This window comes from Actinocatenispora rupis, assembly GCF_016861975.1.
GTDB lineage: Bacteria > Actinomycetota > Actinomycetes > Mycobacteriales > Micromonosporaceae > Actinocatenispora > Actinocatenispora rupis.
Window position 1 is genome coordinate 1 of the sequence record NZ_BOMB01000030.1, and the last position, 19950, is coordinate 19950.

At 73.4% G+C, this 19950-nt stretch carries 19 protein-coding genes and 1 tRNA gene; 10 read left to right on the forward strand and 10 right to left on the reverse strand.

The annotated features are described in order from the left end of the window. The first annotated feature begins 202 nt into the window (after positions 1-202). From Aru02nite_RS25400 to Aru02nite_RS25410, 3 genes are all read left to right on the forward strand, one after another. Positions 203-1555, forward strand: a complete 1353-nt coding sequence (locus Aru02nite_RS25400; protein WP_203662019.1) for a hemolysin family protein — start codon at positions 203-205, stop codon at positions 1553-1555. Next, a complete protein-coding gene (locus tag Aru02nite_RS25405; protein WP_203662021.1) occupies positions 1552-2604 on the forward strand; it encodes a hemolysin family protein in 1053 nt (350 codons plus the stop codon). Before Aru02nite_RS25400 ends, Aru02nite_RS25405 begins: the two co-directional genes overlap by 4 nt. Positions 2605-2692: 88 nt before the next feature. Further along, a complete protein-coding gene (locus tag Aru02nite_RS25410; protein WP_203662023.1) occupies positions 2693-3043 on the forward strand; it encodes a hypothetical protein in 351 nt (116 codons plus the stop codon). Between the two features lie 71 nt (positions 3044-3114). Here the strand turns inward: Aru02nite_RS25410 and Aru02nite_RS25415 are convergent, their stop codons facing one another. The 6 genes from Aru02nite_RS25415 to Aru02nite_RS25440 all read right to left on the reverse strand — a co-directional run bounded on the left by Aru02nite_RS25415 (position 3115) and on the right by Aru02nite_RS25440 (position 7969). Then, complete coding sequence (locus Aru02nite_RS25415; protein WP_203662025.1) at positions 3115-3546, reverse strand: ArsR/SmtB family transcription factor; 432 nt, start codon at positions 3544-3546, stop codon at positions 3115-3117. Between the two features lie 85 nt (positions 3547-3631). Then, the gene (locus Aru02nite_RS25420) at positions 3632-4138 is read right to left on the reverse strand and encodes a hypothetical protein (protein WP_203662027.1); all 507 of its coding nucleotides are present in this window, start codon (positions 4136-4138) and stop codon (positions 3632-3634) included. A 6-nt stretch (positions 4139-4144) separates the two neighbouring features. Continuing rightward, positions 4145-4648 carry a hypothetical protein gene (locus Aru02nite_RS25425; protein ID WP_203662029.1) on the reverse strand — a complete coding sequence of 168 codons (504 nt, stop codon included), beginning with the start codon at positions 4646-4648 and terminating at the stop codon, positions 4145-4147. A gap of 120 nt (positions 4649-4768) precedes the next feature. Further along, on the reverse strand, positions 4769-6037 hold the full coding sequence (locus Aru02nite_RS25430) for an ATP-binding cassette domain-containing protein (RefSeq protein ID WP_203662031.1): 1269 nt from the start codon (positions 6035-6037) through the stop codon (positions 4769-4771). Positions 6038-6053: 16 nt separating this feature from the next. Continuing rightward, positions 6054-7769, reverse strand: a complete 1716-nt coding sequence (locus Aru02nite_RS25435) for an ABC transporter permease subunit (protein WP_203662033.1) — start codon at positions 7767-7769, stop codon at positions 6054-6056. Between the two features lie 59 nt (positions 7770-7828). Then, complete coding sequence (locus Aru02nite_RS25440; RefSeq protein WP_203662035.1) at positions 7829-7969, reverse strand: hypothetical protein; 141 nt, start codon at positions 7967-7969, stop codon at positions 7829-7831. A gap of 110 nt (positions 7970-8079) precedes the next feature. Between Aru02nite_RS25440 and Aru02nite_RS25445 the strand changes: the two genes are divergently transcribed. Together Aru02nite_RS25445 and Aru02nite_RS25450 are read left to right on the forward strand one after the other, a co-directional pair. After that, entirely contained in the window at positions 8080-9186 is a 1107-nt protein-coding gene (locus Aru02nite_RS25445) for an LCP family protein (RefSeq protein ID WP_203662037.1), read from the forward strand. A gap of 26 nt (positions 9187-9212) precedes the next feature. After that, positions 9213-9824 (forward strand): GNAT family N-acetyltransferase, encoded by a 612-nt coding sequence (locus Aru02nite_RS25450; RefSeq protein ID WP_203662039.1) that lies wholly within the window; start codon positions 9213-9215, stop codon positions 9822-9824. A gap of 57 nt (positions 9825-9881) precedes the next feature. Here the strand turns inward: Aru02nite_RS25450 and Aru02nite_RS25455 are convergent, their stop codons facing one another. Beyond that, a complete protein-coding gene (locus Aru02nite_RS25455; RefSeq protein WP_203662159.1) occupies positions 9882-11624 on the reverse strand; it encodes a proline--tRNA ligase in 1743 nt (580 codons plus the stop codon). Positions 11625-11949: 325 nt separating this feature from the next. Here Aru02nite_RS25455 and Aru02nite_RS25460 point away from each other — a divergent pair, with 325 nt between their 5' ends. The 3 genes from Aru02nite_RS25460 (at position 11950) to Aru02nite_RS25470 (ending at position 16619) form a co-directional block, all read left to right on the forward strand. Then, positions 11950-14991 (forward strand): FG-GAP-like repeat-containing protein, encoded by a 3042-nt coding sequence (locus Aru02nite_RS25460; RefSeq protein WP_203662041.1) that lies wholly within the window; start codon positions 11950-11952, stop codon positions 14989-14991. 17 nt (positions 14992-15008) lie between these two features. Then, positions 15009-15611 carry a DUF1684 domain-containing protein gene (locus Aru02nite_RS25465; protein WP_203662043.1) on the forward strand — a complete coding sequence of 201 codons (603 nt, stop codon included), beginning with the start codon at positions 15009-15011 and terminating at the stop codon, positions 15609-15611. Positions 15612-15725: 114 nt separating this feature from the next. Next, complete coding sequence (locus Aru02nite_RS25470) at positions 15726-16619, forward strand: UTP--glucose-1-phosphate uridylyltransferase (protein ID WP_203662045.1); 894 nt, start codon at positions 15726-15728, stop codon at positions 16617-16619. An 8-nt stretch (positions 16620-16627) separates the two neighbouring features. Here the strand turns inward: Aru02nite_RS25470 and Aru02nite_RS25475 are convergent, their stop codons facing one another. After that, the gene (locus tag Aru02nite_RS25475) at positions 16628-17344 is read right to left on the reverse strand and encodes an SDR family NAD(P)-dependent oxidoreductase (protein ID WP_203662047.1); all 717 of its coding nucleotides are present in this window, start codon (positions 17342-17344) and stop codon (positions 16628-16630) included. Positions 17345-17628: 284 nt separating this feature from the next. On the opposite strand from Aru02nite_RS25475, the gene Aru02nite_RS25480 reads away from it, so the two are divergent. After that, positions 17629-17940: a hypothetical protein gene (locus tag Aru02nite_RS25480; RefSeq protein WP_203662048.1), complete on the forward strand. Its 312-nt coding sequence runs from the start codon at positions 17629-17631 to the stop codon at positions 17938-17940. A 68-nt stretch (positions 17941-18008) separates the two neighbouring features. On the opposite strand, the gene Aru02nite_RS25485 is transcribed toward Aru02nite_RS25480, so the two are convergent. Together Aru02nite_RS25485 and Aru02nite_RS25490 are read right to left on the reverse strand one after the other, a co-directional pair. After that, positions 18009-18099: transfer RNA gene (locus Aru02nite_RS25485), tRNA-Ser, on the reverse strand. Between the two features lie 81 nt (positions 18100-18180). Then, positions 18181-18951 carry a CPBP family intramembrane glutamic endopeptidase gene (locus Aru02nite_RS25490; protein ID WP_203662160.1) on the reverse strand — a complete coding sequence of 257 codons (771 nt, stop codon included), beginning with the start codon at positions 18949-18951 and terminating at the stop codon, positions 18181-18183. Positions 18952-19032: 81 nt separating this feature from the next. Here Aru02nite_RS25490 and Aru02nite_RS25495 point away from each other — a divergent pair, with 81 nt between their 5' ends. Then, positions 19033-19935 (forward strand): helix-turn-helix domain-containing protein, encoded by a 903-nt coding sequence (locus Aru02nite_RS25495; protein WP_239076941.1) that lies wholly within the window; start codon positions 19033-19035, stop codon positions 19933-19935. The last annotated feature ends 15 nt before the right edge of the window (positions 19936-19950 follow it).

The following is a 19950-nucleotide window of genomic DNA, read 5'->3' on the forward strand; positions in this document are numbered from 1 at the left end:
TCGCCAGCCATCCGACGCCTTTCTGTTAGGACCTCTTAGGAAACGGCGGAGAACGCGTCGGAAAGCGAGAAACCGGTCGTCGCGGGACGACGTTGCGCCGGCCGTTCCGCGCCGTCTTGTTACGCTGGATCATGGTCGCCTGCAGTACCCGGCCGGGTTCGGCCCGGCTTTCCGTTTCACACGCCTTTTCCGGGCGTGTGTCGTGTTGATCGTCGTCGGTTTCCTGCTGGTCCTGCTCGTCACGGCCGGCACCGGTTACTTCGTGGCGCAGGAGTTCGCCTATCTGACGGTCGACCGCGGCCGGCTCGAACGCCTCGCCGCGGAGGGGAACGCGGCGGCCGCCCGCGCGGTCCGCGTCACCGAGCGCCTGTCGTACGTGCTGTCCGGGGCGCAGGTGGGTATCACGGTCACGTCACTGCTCGCCGGCTACCTGGCCGAGCCGTACCTGGGGAGCGGGTTGCGCGACGTGCTGGGGCTGCCCGCGGCCGCGGCCGGTCCGCTCGCCGCGGCGGTCGCGTTGCTGGTGGCGACGGTCGTGCAGATGGTGCTGGGCGAGCTGGCGCCGAAGAACCTCGCGATCGCCCGGCCGCTGCCGCTCGCGCTCGCGCTGAGCCGCACCACCCTCTGGTACCTGACGGTCGCGGGCCCGGTGATCGGCGTGTTCGACGCGGCCGCGAACCGGCTGGTACGGCTGCTCGGCGTGGAGCCGGTGCACGAGCTGGACGGCACGGTGACGGCCGAGGACCTGACCGGGATCGTCGCGGCGTCGCGCCGTGGCGGCCGGCTCGATCCGCGCCTCGCGGCCGAACTGGACCGCGCGCTGACGTTCCCGTCGCGTACGGCGGGGCGGACGATGACCGCGCGCGTCGACGTACGGTCGCTGCCCGCGGACGCGCCGGCCGCCCGGGTGGTCGAGCTGCTGTCCACCGGCTACGCGAGGTTCCCGGTGGTACGCGGCGGCGACCCGGACGACCTGCTCGGCGTGGTGGGGTTGAGCCAGGTCCTCGCGATCCCCGCGGACGACCGGGACACGGTCACCGTCGGCGCGCTCGCGACCCCGGCCGTGCTCGTACCGGCGAGCCTGCCCCTGCCCCGCGTACTGGACCGGCTGCGTGCGGCGCGGCAGCAGCTCGCCTGCGTGATCGACGAGTACGGCGGGTTCGCGGGGATCGTGACGCTGGAGGACGTCGTGGAGGAGCTGGTCGGCGACATCCGCGACGAGGACGACCCCGCCGGGCCCGTACTCGCCCGCCGGCCGGACGGCAGCTGGCTCGTACCGGCGCGGCTGCGGCCGGACGAACTGAGCGCCGCGACCGGCGTGTGGCTCACCGTCGCGCGCGCGTACGACACGGTGGGTGGGTTGCTGATGGCGGAGCTGGGCCGGTTGCCGCGGCCGGGCGACCGCATCGAGGTGCCGTCCGCCGAGGTACGCGACCCGGACGAGGAGGCGACGCCGGCGCCGACGGTCGAGCTGACCGTGACCCGGGTACACCGCCGCGTCCCCGCCGAGCTGGCCGTACGCCTGGTGCCGGCCGGGCCGGAGGTGGCGCCGTGAACACCGTGGTCGCCCTGCTCGTCTCCGTACTCCTGCTCGCGGCGAACGGGTTCTTCGTCGCGGCCGAGTTCGCCTTCACCGCGAGCCGGGTGCACCGGCTGGAACGCCGCGCGCACACCAGCCGCGGCGCCCGCGCGGCGCTGCGGAGTACCCGGGAACTGTCGGCCATGCTCGCCGGTGCGCAGCTCGGCATCACGCTCTGCTCGCTCGGCCTGGGCGCGCTCGCCGAGCCGGCCATCGCGCACCTGGTCGAGCCGCTGCTGCACGGCGCCGGCCTCCCCGCCGGCCTCGCGTACGCGATCGCGTTCGTGCTGGCGCTCGCGCTCATCACGCTGCTGCACATCGTGGTCGGCGAGATGGCGCCCAAGTCGTACGTGATCAGCCACCCGGAGGCGTCGGCGACCGTCCTCGCCCTCCCGTTCCGCGGGTACGCCCGCGTGGTACGCCCGGCGCTGCGCGTCCTGAACGGCCTGGCGAACCGGATCCTGCGGCTGGCGCGGATCGAGCCGGTCGACGAGGTGGACACCGCCCGCGACCCCGCCGAACTGCGCAGCCTGCTGCGGCAGTCCCGGGACGCGGGCCGGCTGCCGCCCGAGCAGTACCGGATGCTGGACGGGACGCTGGCGCTGCGGTCGACGACGCTGGCCGACCTGATGGTGCCGCGTGCCGACATGGTCTCCGTACCGGCCGGCGCGACCGGCGCCGACGTGGTCGCCGCGCACCTCGCCACCGGCCGGTCCCGGCTGCCGGTCACCGACGGCGGCGACATCGTCGGCGTGGTGCACGTACGCGATGCCGCGCGGGCCACCGGTACGACGGCCGCCGCGCTCGCCTCCGCGCCGCTGCGCCTCGACGCCACCACCGACGCGTACGCGGCGCTGCGCACCATGCGCGACCGCCGTACCCATCTGGCGCTGGTCGGTCCGGTCGGCGCGGTGGTCGGCCTGGTGACGCTGGAGGATCTCGTCGAGCAGCTCATCGGTGACTTCGCCGACGAGACCGACCGGCTTGGCCCGACGCGCGCAGGCAGTGGCACGAACACGGGATGACCAGCTACTTTGCCAACAGCTAACCTTCTGATCAACGGCGACACGAACCCGTGATCGCGGGTCAGGCCCGATCCCCTGGGGAGGAACCATGGAGGAGTACCACGTCGACGTCGACGGCGACGGCCACACGGACACGGTGCAGGTCGAGCAGACCAGCCAGGGCACCGAGTACCTCGTGGACACCGACGGCGACGGCCAGGCCAACTACGAGATGCTCGACAGCGACGGCGACGGCAACGCCGACTACATCGCGGCCGACACCAACCACGACGGCCAGGTCGATGTGGTGGCCAGCACCGACGACCACGGCCACGTGACGTACGCGGCGGCCGACACCGACGGGGACGGCCGGCTCGACACCGCCGTGGCCGAGGGCGCGGACGGCCAGTACCACCAGGTCAACTACGCCGACTCGAACAACCCGTACATGAACACCTGAGTCAGTTTCTCCGCTACGAAGCGGGCCGACCTCCTCGCGGTCGGCCCGCTTCGTCGTGTCCGGGATCCGCGTCAGGAGTGGGCGAGGCCGGGACCGGCGGCCATCCGCTCGGCGCGGCGTGCGCGTTCGGCCCGGGCGGCGGTCACCTCGCGGGCGTGTGCGGCCAGGTCGTCGCCCGGTTGCGCCTGCTCGCCCGTGACGTGCCCGGTCAGCAGCACGACCTCGTCCAGGAACTCGCGGGCCTGCGCGGTCGACGGCCGGTAGAAGATGCGGGTGCCGTCGCGGCGGCTGCTGACGAGGCCGGCGGCGCGCAGCCGGGCGAGGTGCTGGGAGACGGCGGCGACGTGCGCGTCGACCATCTCGGCCAGCTCGCCCACCGACCGTTCCTGCACGGTGAGTGCCCACATGATGCGCAGCCGGGTCGGATCCGCCAACGCCTTCAGTACGCCGGCGGCGGTGTCGATCGGGTCGGCGGGCCCGGTGCTCCCGTGGGGCTTCTCCACGGTGGAACACGATAGTGGTACGGGCGGACACGGCGGTACGGCGACGGCCCCCCGGACCGTCGCCGTACCGTCTCGTCGTGTCGCGTCAGCTCCCGTACGGGCTGACGTTCTCGCCCAGGCCCACGCCGTACGCGGGCTCGGCGCCGGGTGTCTCGTGGTGGCCGCCGACCGGTCCGCCCAGCGTCGGGCCGGCGGCGGGCTCGTGGTGGGGAGCGCTCCCGTGGCCGCCGACCGACCCGCCGAGCGTCGGGCCCGCGGCGGCGTGCCCCGCGGTGTGGTCGTGGCCGGTGCCGTGCTCGTACTCGGCGGCGAGCGCGTCGTCGTGGCTGAAGTCGACGCCGTGCACCTCGTGGTCGAGGTACCCGTCCGGGCTGCTCGCGGCGAGCCGGGTGTCGAAGTGCCCGTCGTGGTCCGAGTCGTAGTCGGCGTAGTCGACGTGCCCGTCACCGTGCTCGGACACCCCGACGAAGTCGAGGTGCCCCTGCGCGTCGAAGTGCTCGTACGTGACGCTGCCGTCCGGGTTGTGGACCTCCGTGACGGGGTCGGCGCGGCCGTCCCCGTCCACGTCGATCCACGGCTCGTGGTCGCTCATCGCCGGTCAGCTCGCGTACGGGTTGGCGTTGTCGTCGAGGTAGTGCACCGTGTCGATCTTGCCGTCACCGTCGGTGTCCCGGTACTCGACGGTCGCGTGACCGCTGTGCGTCGGGTCGCCGTACGCGGTGTCGAGCTGGCCGTCGTGGTTGGTGTCCACGGCCACCAGGTCGATCTTGCCGTCGCCGTCGCTGTCCACGCCGACCTCGTCGAACCGGCCGTCGCCGTCGGTGTCGACCGCGACCGAGTCGAGCTTGCCGTCACCGTTCGAGTCGTAGTACACGGTGTCGGCGTGGCCGTCGCCGTTGCTGTCGACGGCCACGTAGTCGGCGTTGCCGTCGTGGTTGGTGTCGACGTACATCTCGCTGGTGCCGTCGGTGTGGTGCTCGATGACCACGTTGTCGCCGTGCGCGTCGAGCGTGTTCTCGTTCGCCGAGGTCGGGTCGAACGGTGAGGTGTCGGCGTCGTGGCCGTCGTAGCCGCTGGTGTCGCCGGTGTCGACGTCGCTCATGGTTCCGGTCCCCTCGTGTCCCCCGCGGGCCGCCTGGCCGGCCCGCTGTACTTGCGTATCAGCTTAAATAACCTGCGCACGCTCCGGGATCCCGGCTTCGTGCCACGGATCCGGGCCGGCTCACAGGTCCAGCAGGGTTGCGGTCGCGCCGGGGCGGAGCAGCGCGTGGTCGGCGTCGTAGCGGTACAGGTTGGCGTACCGGCCCCAGTCGACGGCCGCCTCGAACTGCTCGGTCGCCTGCGCCGGGGTGAGCCAACCGGACAGCAGGCGCAGGATCCGGTCCGCCGGCAGGGGCTGCCGGGCGCGCAGCTCCGCCACGATCGTCCGCACCAGCGGTACGGCCAGGGCCGCGGCGGCGAACAGTTCGCGGGCGTCGGCGCCGTCGGCCGCGGCGAACCCGACACCCGCGTCGGTCAGTTCCGCGCCGTGCTCGTCGCGCGCCGCGAAACCCAGCAGTACCAGGGCGTCGAGGACGTCGGCGGCGCCGGCGCCCAGGTGGCCGGCGAGGCGGTCGAGGCGGGTCGGGCCGTCGGCCAGCAGCAGCGAGGCGAGCCCGACGACCCCGTCCACCGGTACGGTCGGCATCGCCACCCGCGCCAGCTCCGGTACGTCCCCGGCCGTGTCCGGGCGCGGGTTGGTCCGGCCGGTCATCGCGTCGTACACGGCCGCCACCAGCTCCCGGTACGCCGGGTCGTCGGTGAGGCGCGGCCGGGGCAGCGGTACGTCGAACGCGGCGCGGACCGTACCGCCGGGGGCGCTGTCGAGGACCAGGACCCGGTCGGCGAGCTGGACCGCCTCGGCCAGGTCGTGCGTGACGAGTACCAGCGCGCGGGTCGGGAACTCGCCGGACGCCCACAGTTCGAGCAGCTCGCCGCGCAGGTTCTCGGCGGTGAGCACGTCCAGCGCGGAGAACGGCTCGTCCATCAGCAGCACGTCCGGCTCGACGACCAGGGCGCGGGCGAAGCCGACCCGCTGCCGCATCCCGCCGGACAGTTCGCGTGGATACGCGGATTCGAAGCCGTCGAGGCCGATCAGCCCGATCGCGGCGCGTACCGCGGCGGCGCGGACCCGGGCGGGCACCCGGCGGGCACGCAGGCCGAGTTCGACGTTCTGCCACACGGTCTGCCAGGGCAGCAGCGCGACGTTCTGGAAGACGGTCGCGGTGCCCGGGTTGCTGCCGCTCAACACCGCCCCCCGGTACGTGACGGTGCCGGCGGTCGGGTCCAGCAGCCCGGCGAGACACCGCAGCAGGCTGGACTTCCCGCTGCCGCTGCGGCCGAGTACCGCGAGGATCTCGCCGTCGCGGACGTCGAGGTCGACGCCGGCGAACACGGGCAGCTCGCCGAAGCTGCGGCTCAGCCCGCGGGCGGACAGCAGCGGCTCGGACATGCCGTCCATCATCGCGTCAGCCCACCGCGAAGCGGCGGCGGGCGTACCGGTAGAGGCGGCGCCACAGCAGGTGGTGCAGGAGCGCCACGTACAGGGTGACGACGGTGACGGCGGCGAGCAGTGCCGGGAAGTCCGCGGTACGCGCCGCCTCGGCGATGAGCGCGCCGAGCCCGTCCGCGACGATCCGGTGCCCGCCGAAACTCACCACCTCGGCGATGATCGACGCGTTCCAGGCGCTGCCGGCGGCGCTGATCGCCCCGGTCAGCCAGTACGGGAAGATCGCGGGGGCGATGAGCGTGCGCCACCGCAGCAGCCCGCGTACGCCGAGGTCGGTGGTGGCCTGGCGGAGGTCGGTGGGGATCGCCGTCGCGCCCGCCACCGTGTTGAACAGCACGTACCACTGGGCGCTGAGCGCCATCAGCAGCGTGCCGCCGACGTCCAGCGGTACGCCGGTGCGGGCCAGCAGCCACAGCGCCGCCGGGTACAGGAAATTGGCGGGGAAGCTGGCGAGCAGCAGGATCACCGGTTGCGCCACGCGGGTCAGCCGCGGCGACAGCCCGATCCGTACGCCGATGGGTACCCAGACGAGCGTGGCGACCACGACGACCGCCGCCACCCGCAGCAGCGTCGGTACGCCGAGCAGCAGCGGGCGCAGTACGAGTCCCGGGCCGCCGCCCCAGACGGCGCCGGCGACGCCGGCCACCGCGACCGCGGCCACGGCGGCGACGAGTACGCCGGTGCCGGCGCCGCGGGGGCGGGTCGGGCGCCCGCGCGGCACGGGACCGCCGTCGGTACCGAAGATGCGGCCGGCGCGGTCGGCGAGGTCGGCGCCGACCTGCCGCACCCGTACGGGGAGGGCGGCGGGGCGGCGCACCCGGTCGAGTACGGCGGAGCGCTGGCGCTGGGGCGGGCCGGTGTCCTCGACCCGGAACCGTTCGGCCCAGGCGGCGACCGGGCGCCAGAACAGCGTGTGCGCGGCGAGGACCAAGACCGCCATCGCCGCCATGGCCATCAGCAGCCGCCGCGGGTCACCGTCCGCGATCGCCTGCGCCGCGTACGATCCGACGCCGGGCAGGGCGCCGCGGCTGCCGGCCACGGTCACCGCCTCCGACACGGCGAGGAAGAACCAGCCGGACGCGAAGCCCATCATCCCGTTCCACACCAGCGCGATCGCCGCGTGCGGCAGTTCGACCTTGACGAACCGCAGCCAGCGCGGGAACCGGAAGCCGCGGGACAGTTCGTCCAGCTCGGGCGGCAGCATGATCAGCGACTGGTAGAACGCGAACGCCATGTGCCACGCCTGCGCGCAGAACACCGCGAAGACCGCGACGGCCTCCTGGTCGAGTACGGAGCCGGGGACGAGTTCGATGACGGCGGGCGCGGACACCGCGAGCAGCCCGAGCACCGGTACCGACTGGAGGATGTCCAGCGCGGGTACGAGGACGCGTTCGAGGCGCCGGCTGCGGGCCGCCGCGTACCCGAAGGCGAGGCTGAACACCAGCGACAGGCCGAGCGCCTCGAACATCCGGGTCATGCTGCGGGCCGCGTAGTAGCAGAGGGCGCTGGCGCTCGGGTCGAGCTGCCGCGGCTGCGTCGCCAGGTACGTGACCGCCGCGTACCGCCCGGAGCGCACCGCCAGGTACGTCACGACGAGCAGCGCGGCGGCGGCGACCAGTACGGTCCAGCGGCGGGGCACCCGCGGTGCCGTACCGGTCAGCCGTTCGCGCCTCACAGCCGGCAGCGTAGATCGCGGTGGCCGGCGGTCGTGTCGTGGACCGGGGCCGCGTCGGGTCAGCCACCGTCGCCGGGGTCGGCCTCGCCGGTCGGTGTCTCCTTGCGGTGGTGCGCAAGTGCGACGACCACCGACGCCGCGGCGAGGGCGATGCCGCCCACGATCAGCCAGTCGTCCTGCCCGAGCAGGGCCAGAAGCATCGCGTCTCCGCTCCGCCGTCGGTCCTTCTTTACTTGCGTGAAAACGCAAGTATATGCTCGGCCCACCCGCCGCCCGTACGCGGGATCCGACGCCCGAGGTGGTGCGCCACGTGACCGGACCCTCCCGTACCGCCCGGCGGCGTCGTCGCCGGCGCTCGCCGCTGTGGGCGCGGCTGTGCATCGTCGCCGGCGCCGTACTGCTGCTCGGCAGCGGCGGCGCGCTCGCCACCGGCGCCGTACTCGTCGACCACGTCAACAACTCCGTGCACACCGACGACCTGCTCGGCGACGGCTCCCCGCGCCGCGGTACGGCGGACGTCCGGGGCCCGATCGACATGCTGCTCGCCGGCAGCGACATGCGTACGAGCTGGCAGACCAGCGGCGAGAAGCCCCGTACCGACTCGATCATGTGGCTGCACATCCCGGCCACGCTCGACCGGGCGTACCTGCTGTCGCTGCCGCGGGACCTGCGGGTCGACATCCCAGCCGACGGCCGCACCGGGCTGGGCGGCGGCGAGGACCGGCTGAACGCGTCGTTCCCGGACGGCATGCGTACCGTCAACGACATCGCCGGCGGGATGCAGCAGCTGAACCGTACGGTCAGCCGGCTCACCGGCGCGCACTTCACCATGGCCGGCCTGGTGAACTGGGACGGCTTCACCGCCATCACCACCGAACTCGGCGGCGTCACGATGTGCCTCGACCAGGGCTTCACCTCGCACCAGCCGGGCTTCACCAACGGCCCGCCGCTGACGTTCCCCAAGGGCTGCCACCACTACGACGCCGACAAGGCCCTCAAGCTCGTACGCCAGCGCGACGACGTACCGGGCGGCGACTACGGGCGGCAGAAACTCCAGCAGCAGTACGTGAAGCAGATCCTGAAGCAGGCCACCAGCAGGGGCGTGGTGTCCAACCCGACCAAGATCGACAGCCTGCTGACGGCCGCGGGCAAGGCGGTCACGCTCGACCTCGGCGGGTACAAGCCGGTCGATCTGGCCCTCGCGCTGCACCGGATCACGCCCGCCACCATCGTCACCCTCCAGGTACCGCACCGGGCGATCTGGTCGGGCGGCACCAGCGAGGCCGACGGCGGCACGTACGAGGGGGAGGGGTTGCAGCAGCCGCTCGGCGACCGGCTGTTCGCCGCGATGCGCACCGACCGGGTGGACGAGCTGCTGCTCACGCATCCCGAACTCGCCTCGACCGTACCGGGATGACGGCCGCGGCACCTAGCATCGCGGGCATGGACGGGGAAGCGAACGCGCTGCGGATCGTACCGGCGAACGAGGCGTCCGAGGACGACCTCGCCGCGATCTTCGGTACCGCCGACTATCCGGGCCGGTGCCAGTGCCAGCGGTTCAAGGTGCGCGGCTGGATCTGGCGCGACAGCACGCAGGCGGAACGTACCGGGATGCTGCGGGCGTCGGCCGCGTGCGGTGACCCGGACGCGCGCTCGACCAGCGGCCTCGTCGGCTACCTCGACGGCGAACCGGTCGGCTGGGTCGCGGTCGAGCCGCGCATCGCGTACCCGAAGCTGGCGGGACTGCGGGTGCCGTGGACCGGCCGGCACGAGGACAAGGCCGACGAGGGCGTCTGGTCCGTCACCTGCTTCGCCGTACGCAAGGGCTGGCGCGGCCGTGGCCTCACGTACGAGCTGGCCGCGGCGACCGTCGGGCACGCCCGGCGGCACGGCGCGACCGCGCTGGAGGCGTACCCGATGATCACGCAGCCCGGCAAGGAGATCACCTGGGGCGAGACGCACGTCGGGGTCCGGCAGGTGTTCGAGGCGGCCGGCTTCGTCGAGGTCAGCCACCCCACCCCGCGCCGCGTCGTGATGCGCGTCGACTTCACCTGACCCGAAATCCCTTGGTACGTAAGCAATCCACCGGGTTCGTCCACTGTGGACGATCGGTCAGGCGGGGAGCCGGTCGGCGATCCGGCGGTGCAGCGCGGCGATGCGCTCGCGTACTGCGCGCGGCACGTCGCCGGTCGGTACCAGCTCGGCGTCGCCGCCGGCGCGTTCGCGGAGCTCGACGCCGCCGCGGGCGAGCGAACGCCGGCCGATCGTCAGGCGCAGCGGCAGCCCGATCACGTCCGCGTCGGCGAACTTCACGCCCGCGCGCTCGTCCCGGTCGTCGTACAGCACCTCGACGCCGGCGTCGGTCAGCGTGCGGTACAAGGAATCGGCGAGGTCGGCGGCGGACGCGTCCACCGGGCACAGGTGCACCTGGTACGGCGCGATCGTGATCGGCAGCCGCAGCCCGTCCCCGTCGTGGTGCTCCTCGGCGGCGCAGCCGAGCAGCCGGCCGACGCCGATCCCGTAGCAGCCCATGACGAGCGGCTTGCGCCGTCCGTCGACGTCCAGGTACCCGGCGCCGAGCGCGTCCGCGTACCGGGTGCCGAGCTTGAAGATCTGCCCCGCCTCGACACCCCTGGTGGTACGCAACGGTTCGCCGCAGCGTACGCACGGGTCGCCGGCGCGGGCGGCCACGATGTCACCGACGTGGTCGGCGGTGTAGTCGCGGCCCGCGACCACGTCGAGCAGGTGGTACCCGGCGCGGTTGGCGCCGGCGACCAGCCCCGGTGCCGTGGCGACCAGGTCGTCGACCACGACGGTCGCGCCGGCGACACCGACCGGCGAGCCGTACCCGGCCACGGCGCCGATGCGGGCGATCTCGTCGGGGGTCATCGGCCGTACCTCGCCCGCGTGGACCAGGTTGGCGAGCTTGACCTCGTTGAGTTCCATGTCGCCGCGCACCACCGCCACCACGTACTCGGCGTGCACGGTGCCGTCCGGGCGTTCCCGGTCGACCGCGACGAACAGCGCCTTCGCCGTCCGCTCCGCCGGTATGCCGAGCGCCGCGGTCAGCGCCTCGATCGTCGTCGCGTCCGGCGTCGCCACCTCGACCGGCCCGCCCGACGTACCCGCCGGCGCGGCCGGCTTGCGGAAGGCGGCCGCCTCCCGGTTCGCCGCGTACCCGCAGGCGTCGCAGAGCAGCAGGGTGTCCTCGCCGATCGGCGTCAGGTACATGAACTCGTGCGCGAGGTGGCCGCCCATCATCCCGACGTCCGAGGCGACCGCCGTCACCGGCACCCCGCACCGCGCGAAGATCCGCTGGTACGCCCGGTACATCGCGTCGTACCGCGCGGCCAGCCCCGCGTCGTCCACGTCGAAGCTGTACGCGTCCTTCATCAGGAACTCGCGTACCCGGATCAGGCCGGCGCGCGGCCGGGCGTCGTCCCGGAACTTCGTCTGGATCTGGTACACCAGCCGCGGCAGGTCCCGGTACGACGCGATCTCGGTCCGCGCCAGGTCCGTGACGATCTCCTCGTGCGTCATCGCCAGTACCAGGTCCCGGCCGCGCCGGTCGGCGAAACGCGCCAGCTCCGGCCCGATCCCGAAGTACCGGCCGGACCGCTGCCACAGGTCGGCCGGGTTGACGACCGGCAGCGACACCTCCTGGCCGCCGACCGCCGTCATCTCCGCCCGCAGCACGTCCTGGATCTTGCGGACCGTGCGCCACCCCAGCGGCAGGTACGAGAAGATGCCCTGCGCGACCTGCCGCACCATGCCGGCGCGCTGCAACAGCTGGTGGCCGCGCCACTCGCTGCGACCCGGCGCGACGTGCAGCGTCGCACCGAACATCGTCGACATCCTCATGGCGTGACCCCCGGAGCCGGACTGTGGTCGGTCACGATAGTGACGCCACCACCCGCCCCGACACCGAGTTATCGCCGAACCCGCACCCCTTTCCGGGTACCGGTCGCGGCGGCGCGTACCGGTGCGGGTGGGTGGCCGCCATCGGACGAAGGGACGATCCCGCGCGGCGCTCTCCCGCTGCTAATGTCGCTGCCGCTCCGCGAGGTCCCGCCGACCGGATCCCCTTCTCCCGCCGGCGACCCGCGCCGTCCCCAGGGAGTCGATCATCGCCGTACCGCCTGCGCGCGGAACCCTCCGCGCCGTACTCGCCGGCTGTCTCGTGCTCGCCCTCGGCGCGACCGGGCTCGCCACCCCGCCCGCGTACGCGGAGGCCGGTGGCACCGAGGTCGCCACGTACCAGCCGGAGCCGGCGCCGGAGTCGGCGCAGGACGTGGTGCTGATGGCCGGCACCACCGGCTTCGTGCACCGCCGCCAGGGCCACGACGATCCACAGTGGACGGAGTACGGGACCGGCGCGTCGCACGACCTGCCGTGGCTTGCCGGCGTCGCCGACACCGCCGTACACCCCGGGGGCGGCGACGCGATCGCCGTGCAGACCACCACCTCGGTCACGACGCGGACGCCCGACGGCGAAACCGTTGGTACGTATGCCATCCCGTCCGGGTACGAGATCTTCGGGGTCGGCGCGGACGGCACCCGGGCGGTTCTCGCCCCGTCCGCGTACAGCAGCACGCCGACGGACGTACGGCTGATCGACCTGACCGCCGGCGGCAGTACGGTGCCGGTCACCGGCCTGCCCGACGGCGCCGGCCTGCTCAACTTCGGCCTGGCCGTGGACGGTGGACGCCGGGCCTCGATCGCCTTCCAGGTACCGGGTCAGCCGGTTAGCCACGCGCTGCTGGACATGGCGACCGGTGCCGCGACGGTGGTACGGAACCTGCACGGTGGCGCTCTGCTGACCCTCCTGACCGCCGACCGGTACGTCTGGCTGCGGCTGGTGAGCGGTCGGGAGCAGCTCGCCATGGTGCCCGTGCCGGACATCCTCGACGGTACGGCCGACGCGGCGACCGCGCCCGTCGTGCCCGCGCCCGACAACATCACCTGGGACAGTGCGATCGCCGGCGACCACATGCTCGCTGGGCAATCCGTACCCGACCGGAACGAGTACCGCCTCGACGATGTTCCGTACGGCGGGAGCGCCGCCACCACCCTCCTCCCGTACATCACCGGGACGCCGGTGCAGGCGTCGGACGGTGGCGTGGTCGTCGTCGGCGGCGCGGACAAGGCGCACACCGCCGTCCACCGGTACCGGGCGGACGACAGCGGCCGGCTCGTCGAGGCGACCGTACTGGACCTGCCGCCGGTGGCGCCGGCCAACGCGGGCATCTCGCTGGCCCACGGGTACCTGCGGCACGTGGAGAGCTTCCCGCGGCTCGGCGGCGGCCGGCAGTACCGGATGTTCGACCACGAGGTCACGCCGGGCGAGTCCGACTGGCACAAGGCCGGTGCCGGTCAGCTGATGCCGGCCGGCACGGTCACCTGCCAGGACGGCGTGGCCTGCGTCCGCTTCCTCGGCGACTCCGTGTACGGCTCGGTGCACCTGGTGGACGCCGCGGGAAAGACGCGCGTCCAGGGGTTCCCGGGTGGCGCGGGGTACACGCTGCCCGCGGGTGGCGGGCGGCTCGTCGACGCGTCGCGGCACTTCACGCTCGCCAGCGCGGCCGGCCGGCTGCACCTCGTCCAGTTCGCGTACCCGGAGCGGAAGGTCGACGTGCCGGACACCGGCGCGGCGCTCTGGTACGAGACGTGGTGGCAGGCGCCGACGACCGCGGCGGCCGGCACGGTCACCGCGACCGACCTGACCGACCAGCCGCTGCGGGTGGTCCGCACGATCTCCGTCGGTACGTGCCGGCCGACCGAACTCCAGGTCGCCCAGCACTGGCTGTACTGGTCCTGCGGCGCGTCCGGCCCCGCCGGCGTGTACGACCTGACGACCGGGCGGAAGACCTCGGTACCGGCCGGGCGGGCGCTGCTCGGTGACGGCTTCCTGGTGCGCCACACCGGCGGCCAGCTCGTACTCACCGACCTGCACGCCGGCGCCGACCCCGCCACCCGGGTACTCGCCGAGCTGCCCGCCGGTCCGGTCACCGACGACCGCGGCATCGCGTGGACCGTCGACCGGTACGGCAGCGACGTCGCGTACGTCGACGCCGACGACGTGACCCACGTACTCGCCAGCGGTGTCGCCCCGTCCGACCCGTCCGGCCACGTGGAGAGCGGCAACGACTCCGTCTCGCCGCGTACCGCGGGCAGTACCTGGAACGCGGGCGTCGTGCTGCACCGCCCGGTGGACGCCTGGCGCCTCACGGTGACCCGGGCGGCGACCGGGGCCACCGTGTACACCGGGACCGGCGGCGTCGTACGGGAGAACGTCGGCGTGAGCTGGAACGGGCGGCTCGCGGACGGCTCGCTCGCGCCGACCGGTGCGTACCGGTGGCGGCTCAGCGCCACGGTGGACGGCCGGACGGTGCCGGTGTCCGGTGCGGCCGGCACGCTCGACGTGTCGTGCGGCGCCCGGCCGTACCGCGGCTACGCCTGCTCGGCCGCGGCCACGGCGCTGACCGTCCGGACCGACGGCACGCACTACGGCGAGGCGACCTGGTGGTACGGCACGACGGGCACGCTGCACGCCGGGGCGGTCACCGAGACCTGGAAGCTGGGCAGCGGGAGTACGCAGGTGTCGGCGCTGGTGCCGTTCGGCGACATCAACGACGACGGGTACGGCGACCTGCTGGCGCGTACCGGGGACGGCGTGCTGTACGCGTACCTCGGGACGGGGGAGGGCGGCTTCCGGTCGGCGAAGAAGGTGCGGCTGGGCGGCGGGTACAACGCGTACAGCGCGCTGCTGTCGGTCGGGGACGTGGACCGTGACGGGTACGACGACCTGGTGGAGCGGGACTCGTCCGGGACGGTGTGGTTCAAGGGCGGCACCGGGAAGACGGCGCTCAAGGCACGCGTGCAGATCGCCACCGGGTGGAACACGTACACCCGGCTGGCCGCGGTCGGGGACGTCAACGGCGACGGACGCGGCGACCTGATCGCGGTCGACCACAACAACGTCGTCTGGCGGTACTACGGCGCCGCGGGCGGCACGTTCCCGCACCGTACGAAGATCGCGACCGGCTGGAACTCGTACAACCGGATCGTGGGGGTGGGTGACCTCAACGGTGACGGGCGCAACGACCTGATCGCGCGGGACTCGGCCGGCACCATCTGGCGGTACGACGGCACGTCGGCTGCCACGTTCCCGCACCGGGTGAAGATCGCCACCGGCTGGAACCGCTACGCCGGCCTGTACTGAGTGGCAGAGTCGGTGCCATGACCTCTCCGTACGCGCTGGCGGTGGCGTCGTGGCGGCGCGAGGTGCACGCGCTGTACGCCGAGGTGCGCCGCGCCGGCTCGCCGCGCGCCGGGCACGAGCTGTGGGTGGCCGGCCGGTCGGAACTGTTCGCGTCGCATCCGGCGTCGCCGCGCGGCGACGGCCAGCGGCTCCGGCACGCGCCGTACGATCCGGCGTTCCGGTTCACGGTGCCGATCGGCGCGGCGCCGGCCGAACGGCTGGAGGCGGCGACCGCCACGGACGGCGTCGTACCGTTCGAGCGGATCGGCCGGGTGGAGCTGCCCGGACTCGGCGGACTCGACGTCTGGTGGCTCGACTCGTACGGCGGGGGCGTGTTCCTGCCGCTGCGCGACGGTACCGCCGGCGCCCTCACCTACGGCGCCGGCCGGTACGTGCTGGACACCGTGAAGGGCGCCGACCTCGGCCGGGACGGCGACGACTGGGTCGTCGACCTCAACTTCGCGTACCACCCGTCCTGCGTGTACGACCCGCGCTGGTCCTGCCCGCTCGCCCCGCCCGGCAACCGCTTCGCCGCCCCCGTACCGGTCGGTGAGCTGCTGCCGGAGGGGTACCAGGGCTGAGCGCGATTCGGCGGACATCACCGGTTCATCCGGACGCCGGCGGACGGTGCCCACCATGCCGGGACGGGTTGGTACCGTCGGCACCCTTCACCCGTGCCGGCGACGAGGAGAGCCATGGCCACCACCATCCGCAGGGCAGTCATCCCGGCAGCCGGCCTCGGCTCCCGGCTGCTGCCGCTGACCAAGGCGATCCCGAAGGAGATGCTGCCGGTCGGCGACAAACCGGTGGTGGAGCACACCGTGCGGGAGCTGGTGGCGTCCGGCATCACCGACATCACGATCGTCGTGTCGGACGGGAAGTCCCTGATCCAGGACCACTTCCGGCCCAACCCGACGCTCGTCGCCCGGCTGCGCGCCGACGGCAAGACGGCGTACGCGGACGCGGTGGAGGAGGTCGGCGAGCTGTCCCGGCGCGGCCACATCACGTACCTCGACCAGCACGGGCCGTACGGAAACGGCACGCCGGTCCTCAACGCCGCCCGCAACTTCGGTGACGAACCGATGCTCGTACTCTGGCCCGACGACGTGTTCGTCGCCGCCGTACCGCGGGCCCAGCAACTGGTCAGCGCGTACGAGGCGACGAACTGCCCGGTGCTCGCGCTGATGCCGATGGCCCCCGCCGACTCCACCCGCTACGGCGTCCCCGAAGTACGCGAGGACCACGGTGACGGGCTGCTGCGCATCGGCGCGCTCGTCGAGAAGCCCGCCCCCGAGGACGCGCCGTCCGCGTACGCGGCGATCGGGGGATACGTCATCACCCCCGGCATCATCGAGGAACTGGCCGTCCAGACCGAGCGCTGGTACGAGCACCGCACCGGCGAGATCTACCTGACCGACGCCATCAACGCGTACGCCGCGACGCATCCGGTGTACGGCAAGGTCATCGAGGGCCAGTGGTACGACACCGGCAACCCGCTGGCGTACCTCACCGCGCAGTTCGCCGCCGCGCTCGCCGACCCGGAGTACGGGCCGCACCTGCGTCGCCTCGCCGCCGACTCCGCCGACTGACGCCGACCTCAGCGCAGGTTCAGCCCACCGTCGAGCACGACCACCTCACCCGTCAGGTACTCGTGCCCGACGAGGAACGCGACCAGGTCCGCCACGTCCGACGGCCGTGCCGCCCGCCGCATCGGGCTCGCCGTACGCCACAGGTCGTGCGCGTCGGCCCAGTCGGCGGTCATCGGCGTGTCCACCAGGCCGGGCGCCACCGCGTTCACCCGTACCTCCGGGCCGAGCGCGGCGGCGAGCAGCCGCGTCACGTGGTTCAGCGCCGCCTTGCTCGCCGCGTACGCCACCGAACTGCCCTTCGGTCGTACGCCGGCGTGGCTGGTGACGTTCACGATGCAGCCGGCCGACTCGCGCAACGCCGGCACCGCACCCGTCGCCAGCAGCCACGGGGCGATCAGGTTGACGTCGAGCAGCCGGCGCCAGTCCGCCGCGGACAGCCCGGCCAGGTCCGCGTGCGGCACCGGCCAGCTGATGCCCGCGTTGTTCACCAGCACGTCGAGCCGCCCGTGCCGCTCCAGTACGGCCGGGACCAGCGCCTCCGCCGCCGCGTCGTCCGCCAGGTCCGCCCGGTGGTACGAGCCGCCCAGCTCCGCCGCGAGCGCCGTACCGGCCTCCGCGCTCGACCGCGAGTGCACCGCGACGACCATGCCGTCCGCCGCCAGCCGCCGGGCCGTCGCCGCCCCGATCCCCGACACGGACCCCGTCACCAGCGCCACCTTCCGCACCCGCCCACCCTAGGGCGTGTCTTCACAGGTTGCTGGCCGGCTGCGCCGGGCCCTTCGCCGCCTCGCCGCGTTGTCGGCACGAGCGCATACGACACCGGTATGCACTCGCACCTCCGCCTTGCGAGACGACGAATGGACCCCGGCTCGCACGACCGAACCTAGGAAGACGCGCCCCAGGCCCGCACGCTCCGCCGCTACGTGCAGCCGGCGTTCCGGCGACCCCTCCGTGTACGTTCGCGGCACGGCCGCCGCGGCGGCGCAGCACTGGTCGAACGGAGCCGGCGATGCCCGCAGTACCACCGGAAGAGCAGCGGATCCTCGACGCCACGATCGGCAGGCACGTCCTCGCCGAGATGTACGAGGACGACACGTCCGCCGACCTGACCGTCGAGGTCACCGGTACGCGGATCGGCGTGGTCGCCAGGTCCAGCCGACAGTCCATGATCATCCCGTCCGAGGACCTGCTGACCGCCGTTGCGCAGATGGTCGGCGCGCACGAACACCAGGCCACCGGGTTGACCGGGGTCGCCTACCGGTACCAGAAGGACCCGGACGGCCAGTGGACGATGCACGCCCGCTTCTCGTACGCCGACTGACGACGGCCGGCCCCGGAAACGGAACGTCGCCCCGGACCTGGACCGGTCCGGGGCGACGTACGTCAGGGCGGAGGCTCCGGGATTTGAACCCGGGATCGGGGATAAACCCGAAACCCGCTTAGCAGGCGGGCGCCATAGACCAGACTAGGCGAAGCCTCCCTGACGGTTGGGTACCAACCGTCGCTGGCGAGGATACAGGGCGGCGATCCGGCGGGGCAAAGGGCATACCGGTGTCGCGCGTCAGAGCCACGAGACGTGCGAGTGGAGCGCCGCGTACCCGACGAACGCGGTGATGTCGAGCAGGCTGTGCGCGACGACGAGGGGCGCGACCCGGCGCGTACGGAGGAAGAAGAGGGCGAACAGCACGCCCATGATCGCGTTGCCGACGAACCCCCCGAACCCCTGGTAGAGGTGGTACGAGCCGCGCAGCAGCGCGCTGGTGACGATGACGGCGGGCAGCCACCAGCCGAGCTGTTGCAGCCGGGTGACGAGGTAGCCGACGACGACGATCTCCTCCAGCAGCGCGTTCTGTACCGCGGAGAGGATCAGGACCGGGACCGCCCACCACACCGACGGCAGCGCGGACGGTACGACGTTGGCGGCGAGGCCGAGCGCGCGGGCCGCGAAGTACAGGCCGAGGCCGGGGAGGCCGATGGCGAGGGCGACGAGAGCGCCCGTACCGAGGTCGAAGCCGGGTCGGCGCAGGTCGAGCCCGATGGTGCGGGTCGCCGGTCGTCCGCCCCGGCCGAGCAGGTGCATCGCCAGCAGCGCCGGCACGACCGCGAACACCACCCCCAGCACCTGGTACGTCAGGTCGAGCCACGGTCGGCCGGGGGCCTGCGACGCGTTCAGGGTGGCGGTCTGTTCGGCGAGCGCCTTCGACGCGGTGAGCTTGCCGATCAGGTTGACCAGCGCGTACACGCCGGACTGGCCGAGGGAGACGGCGAGGACCAGCAGGACCTCGGCGCGGAGGGTGCGCCGGTCCGGACCGGCCTCGACGGGTGCCGGCAGCGGCCCGAGCAGCTTGGTCACCGGCCAAGCATGACAGCCCGGACTTGACCCTCCCCCCGAGGGAGATACGAGAGTGGTCGCGTGGACCTGACGATCGGGGAGCTGGCCCGGCGTACCGGGATGTCCGTCAAGACCATCCGCGCGTACTCGGACCGCGGCATCGTGCCGCCCGCCCGCCGCACCACGACCGGCCACCGGCGGTACGGGGAGGAGGCGGTGGCGCGGCTCGCCCTGGTACGGACCCTGCGCGAGCTGGGCGTCGACCTGGCGACGGTACGCCGGGTGGTGGCCCGGGAGGTACCGCTGGCCGGGGTGGCGGCGGCGCACGTGGCGGCCGTCGACGTCCAGATCCGCCTGCTGTACCTGCGGCGGGCGGTGCTCGCGCGCGCCGCCCGGCACGGTTCCGACCCCGAGGAGATGATGCTCGTGCACGCGCTCGCGACCCTGTCCGCCGAGGAACGCCGCCGCCTGGTCGACGACTTCCTGGACGACGTGTTCGCCGGGCTGGACGCGCCGGGCGGCTTCGCCGGCATCCGCCGGTCGCTCACCCCGTACCTGCCGGACGACGCGACCGCCGACCAGATCGACGCCTGGGTGGAGCTGGCGACGCTGGCCCGCGACCCGGACTTCCGCGCCACGATGCGCCACACCGCCCGGGAGTACGCGGCGGGCCGCGGGCCGGCGCTCGCGCCGGACGTCGTCGCCGTCGTACGCGCCGAGGCGGGGCCGCTGACCGGTACGGATCCCGCGGCGGCGTCGGCGGACCCGGTCGTCGCCGGAGTCGTCGCCCGGTACGCGGAGGCCGTCGGCGGGCCGGACGACGCGGGACTGCGCCGACGGCTCCTCGCCCACCTGCGTACGGTCGGCGACCCGCGCCGCGGCCGGTACCTGCGGATGTTGGCGGTCGTCAACGGCTGGCCGGCCGGCGGGGACGACGACCGGACCCTGGACTGGTTCACCCGCGCCCTCGCCGCCCGTACGTGACCCGCACCCTCCCGT

Coding starts and splice junctions, on each gene's coding strand:
- Aru02nite_RS25410 (WP_203662023.1), top strand. CDS start 2,693: ATGGAGGAGTACCACGTCGACGTCGACGGCGACGGCCACACGGACACG.
- Aru02nite_RS25420 (WP_203662027.1), bottom strand. CDS start 4,138: ATGAGCGACCACGAGCCGTGGATCGACGTGGACGGGGACGGCCGCGCC.
- Aru02nite_RS25425 (WP_203662029.1), bottom strand. CDS start 4,648: ATGAGCGACGTCGACACCGGCGACACCAGCGGCTACGACGGCCACGAC.
- Aru02nite_RS25430 (WP_203662031.1), bottom strand. CDS start 6,037: ATGTCCGAGCCGCTGCTGTCCGCCCGCGGGCTGAGCCGCAGCTTCGGC.
- Aru02nite_RS25440 (WP_203662035.1), bottom strand. CDS start 7,969: ATGCTTCTGGCCCTGCTCGGGCAGGACGACTGGCTGATCGTGGGCGGC.
- Aru02nite_RS25450 (WP_203662039.1), top strand. CDS start 9,213: ATGGACGGGGAAGCGAACGCGCTGCGGATCGTACCGGCGAACGAGGCG.
- Aru02nite_RS25455 (WP_203662159.1), bottom strand. CDS start 11,624: ATGTCGACGATGTTCGGTGCGACGCTGCACGTCGCGCCGGGTCGCAGC.
- Aru02nite_RS25465 (WP_203662043.1), top strand. CDS start 15,009: ATGACCTCTCCGTACGCGCTGGCGGTGGCGTCGTGGCGGCGCGAGGTG.
- Aru02nite_RS25470 (WP_203662045.1), top strand. CDS start 15,726: ATGGCCACCACCATCCGCAGGGCAGTCATCCCGGCAGCCGGCCTCGGC.
- Aru02nite_RS25480 (WP_203662048.1), top strand. CDS start 17,629: ATGCCCGCAGTACCACCGGAAGAGCAGCGGATCCTCGACGCCACGATC.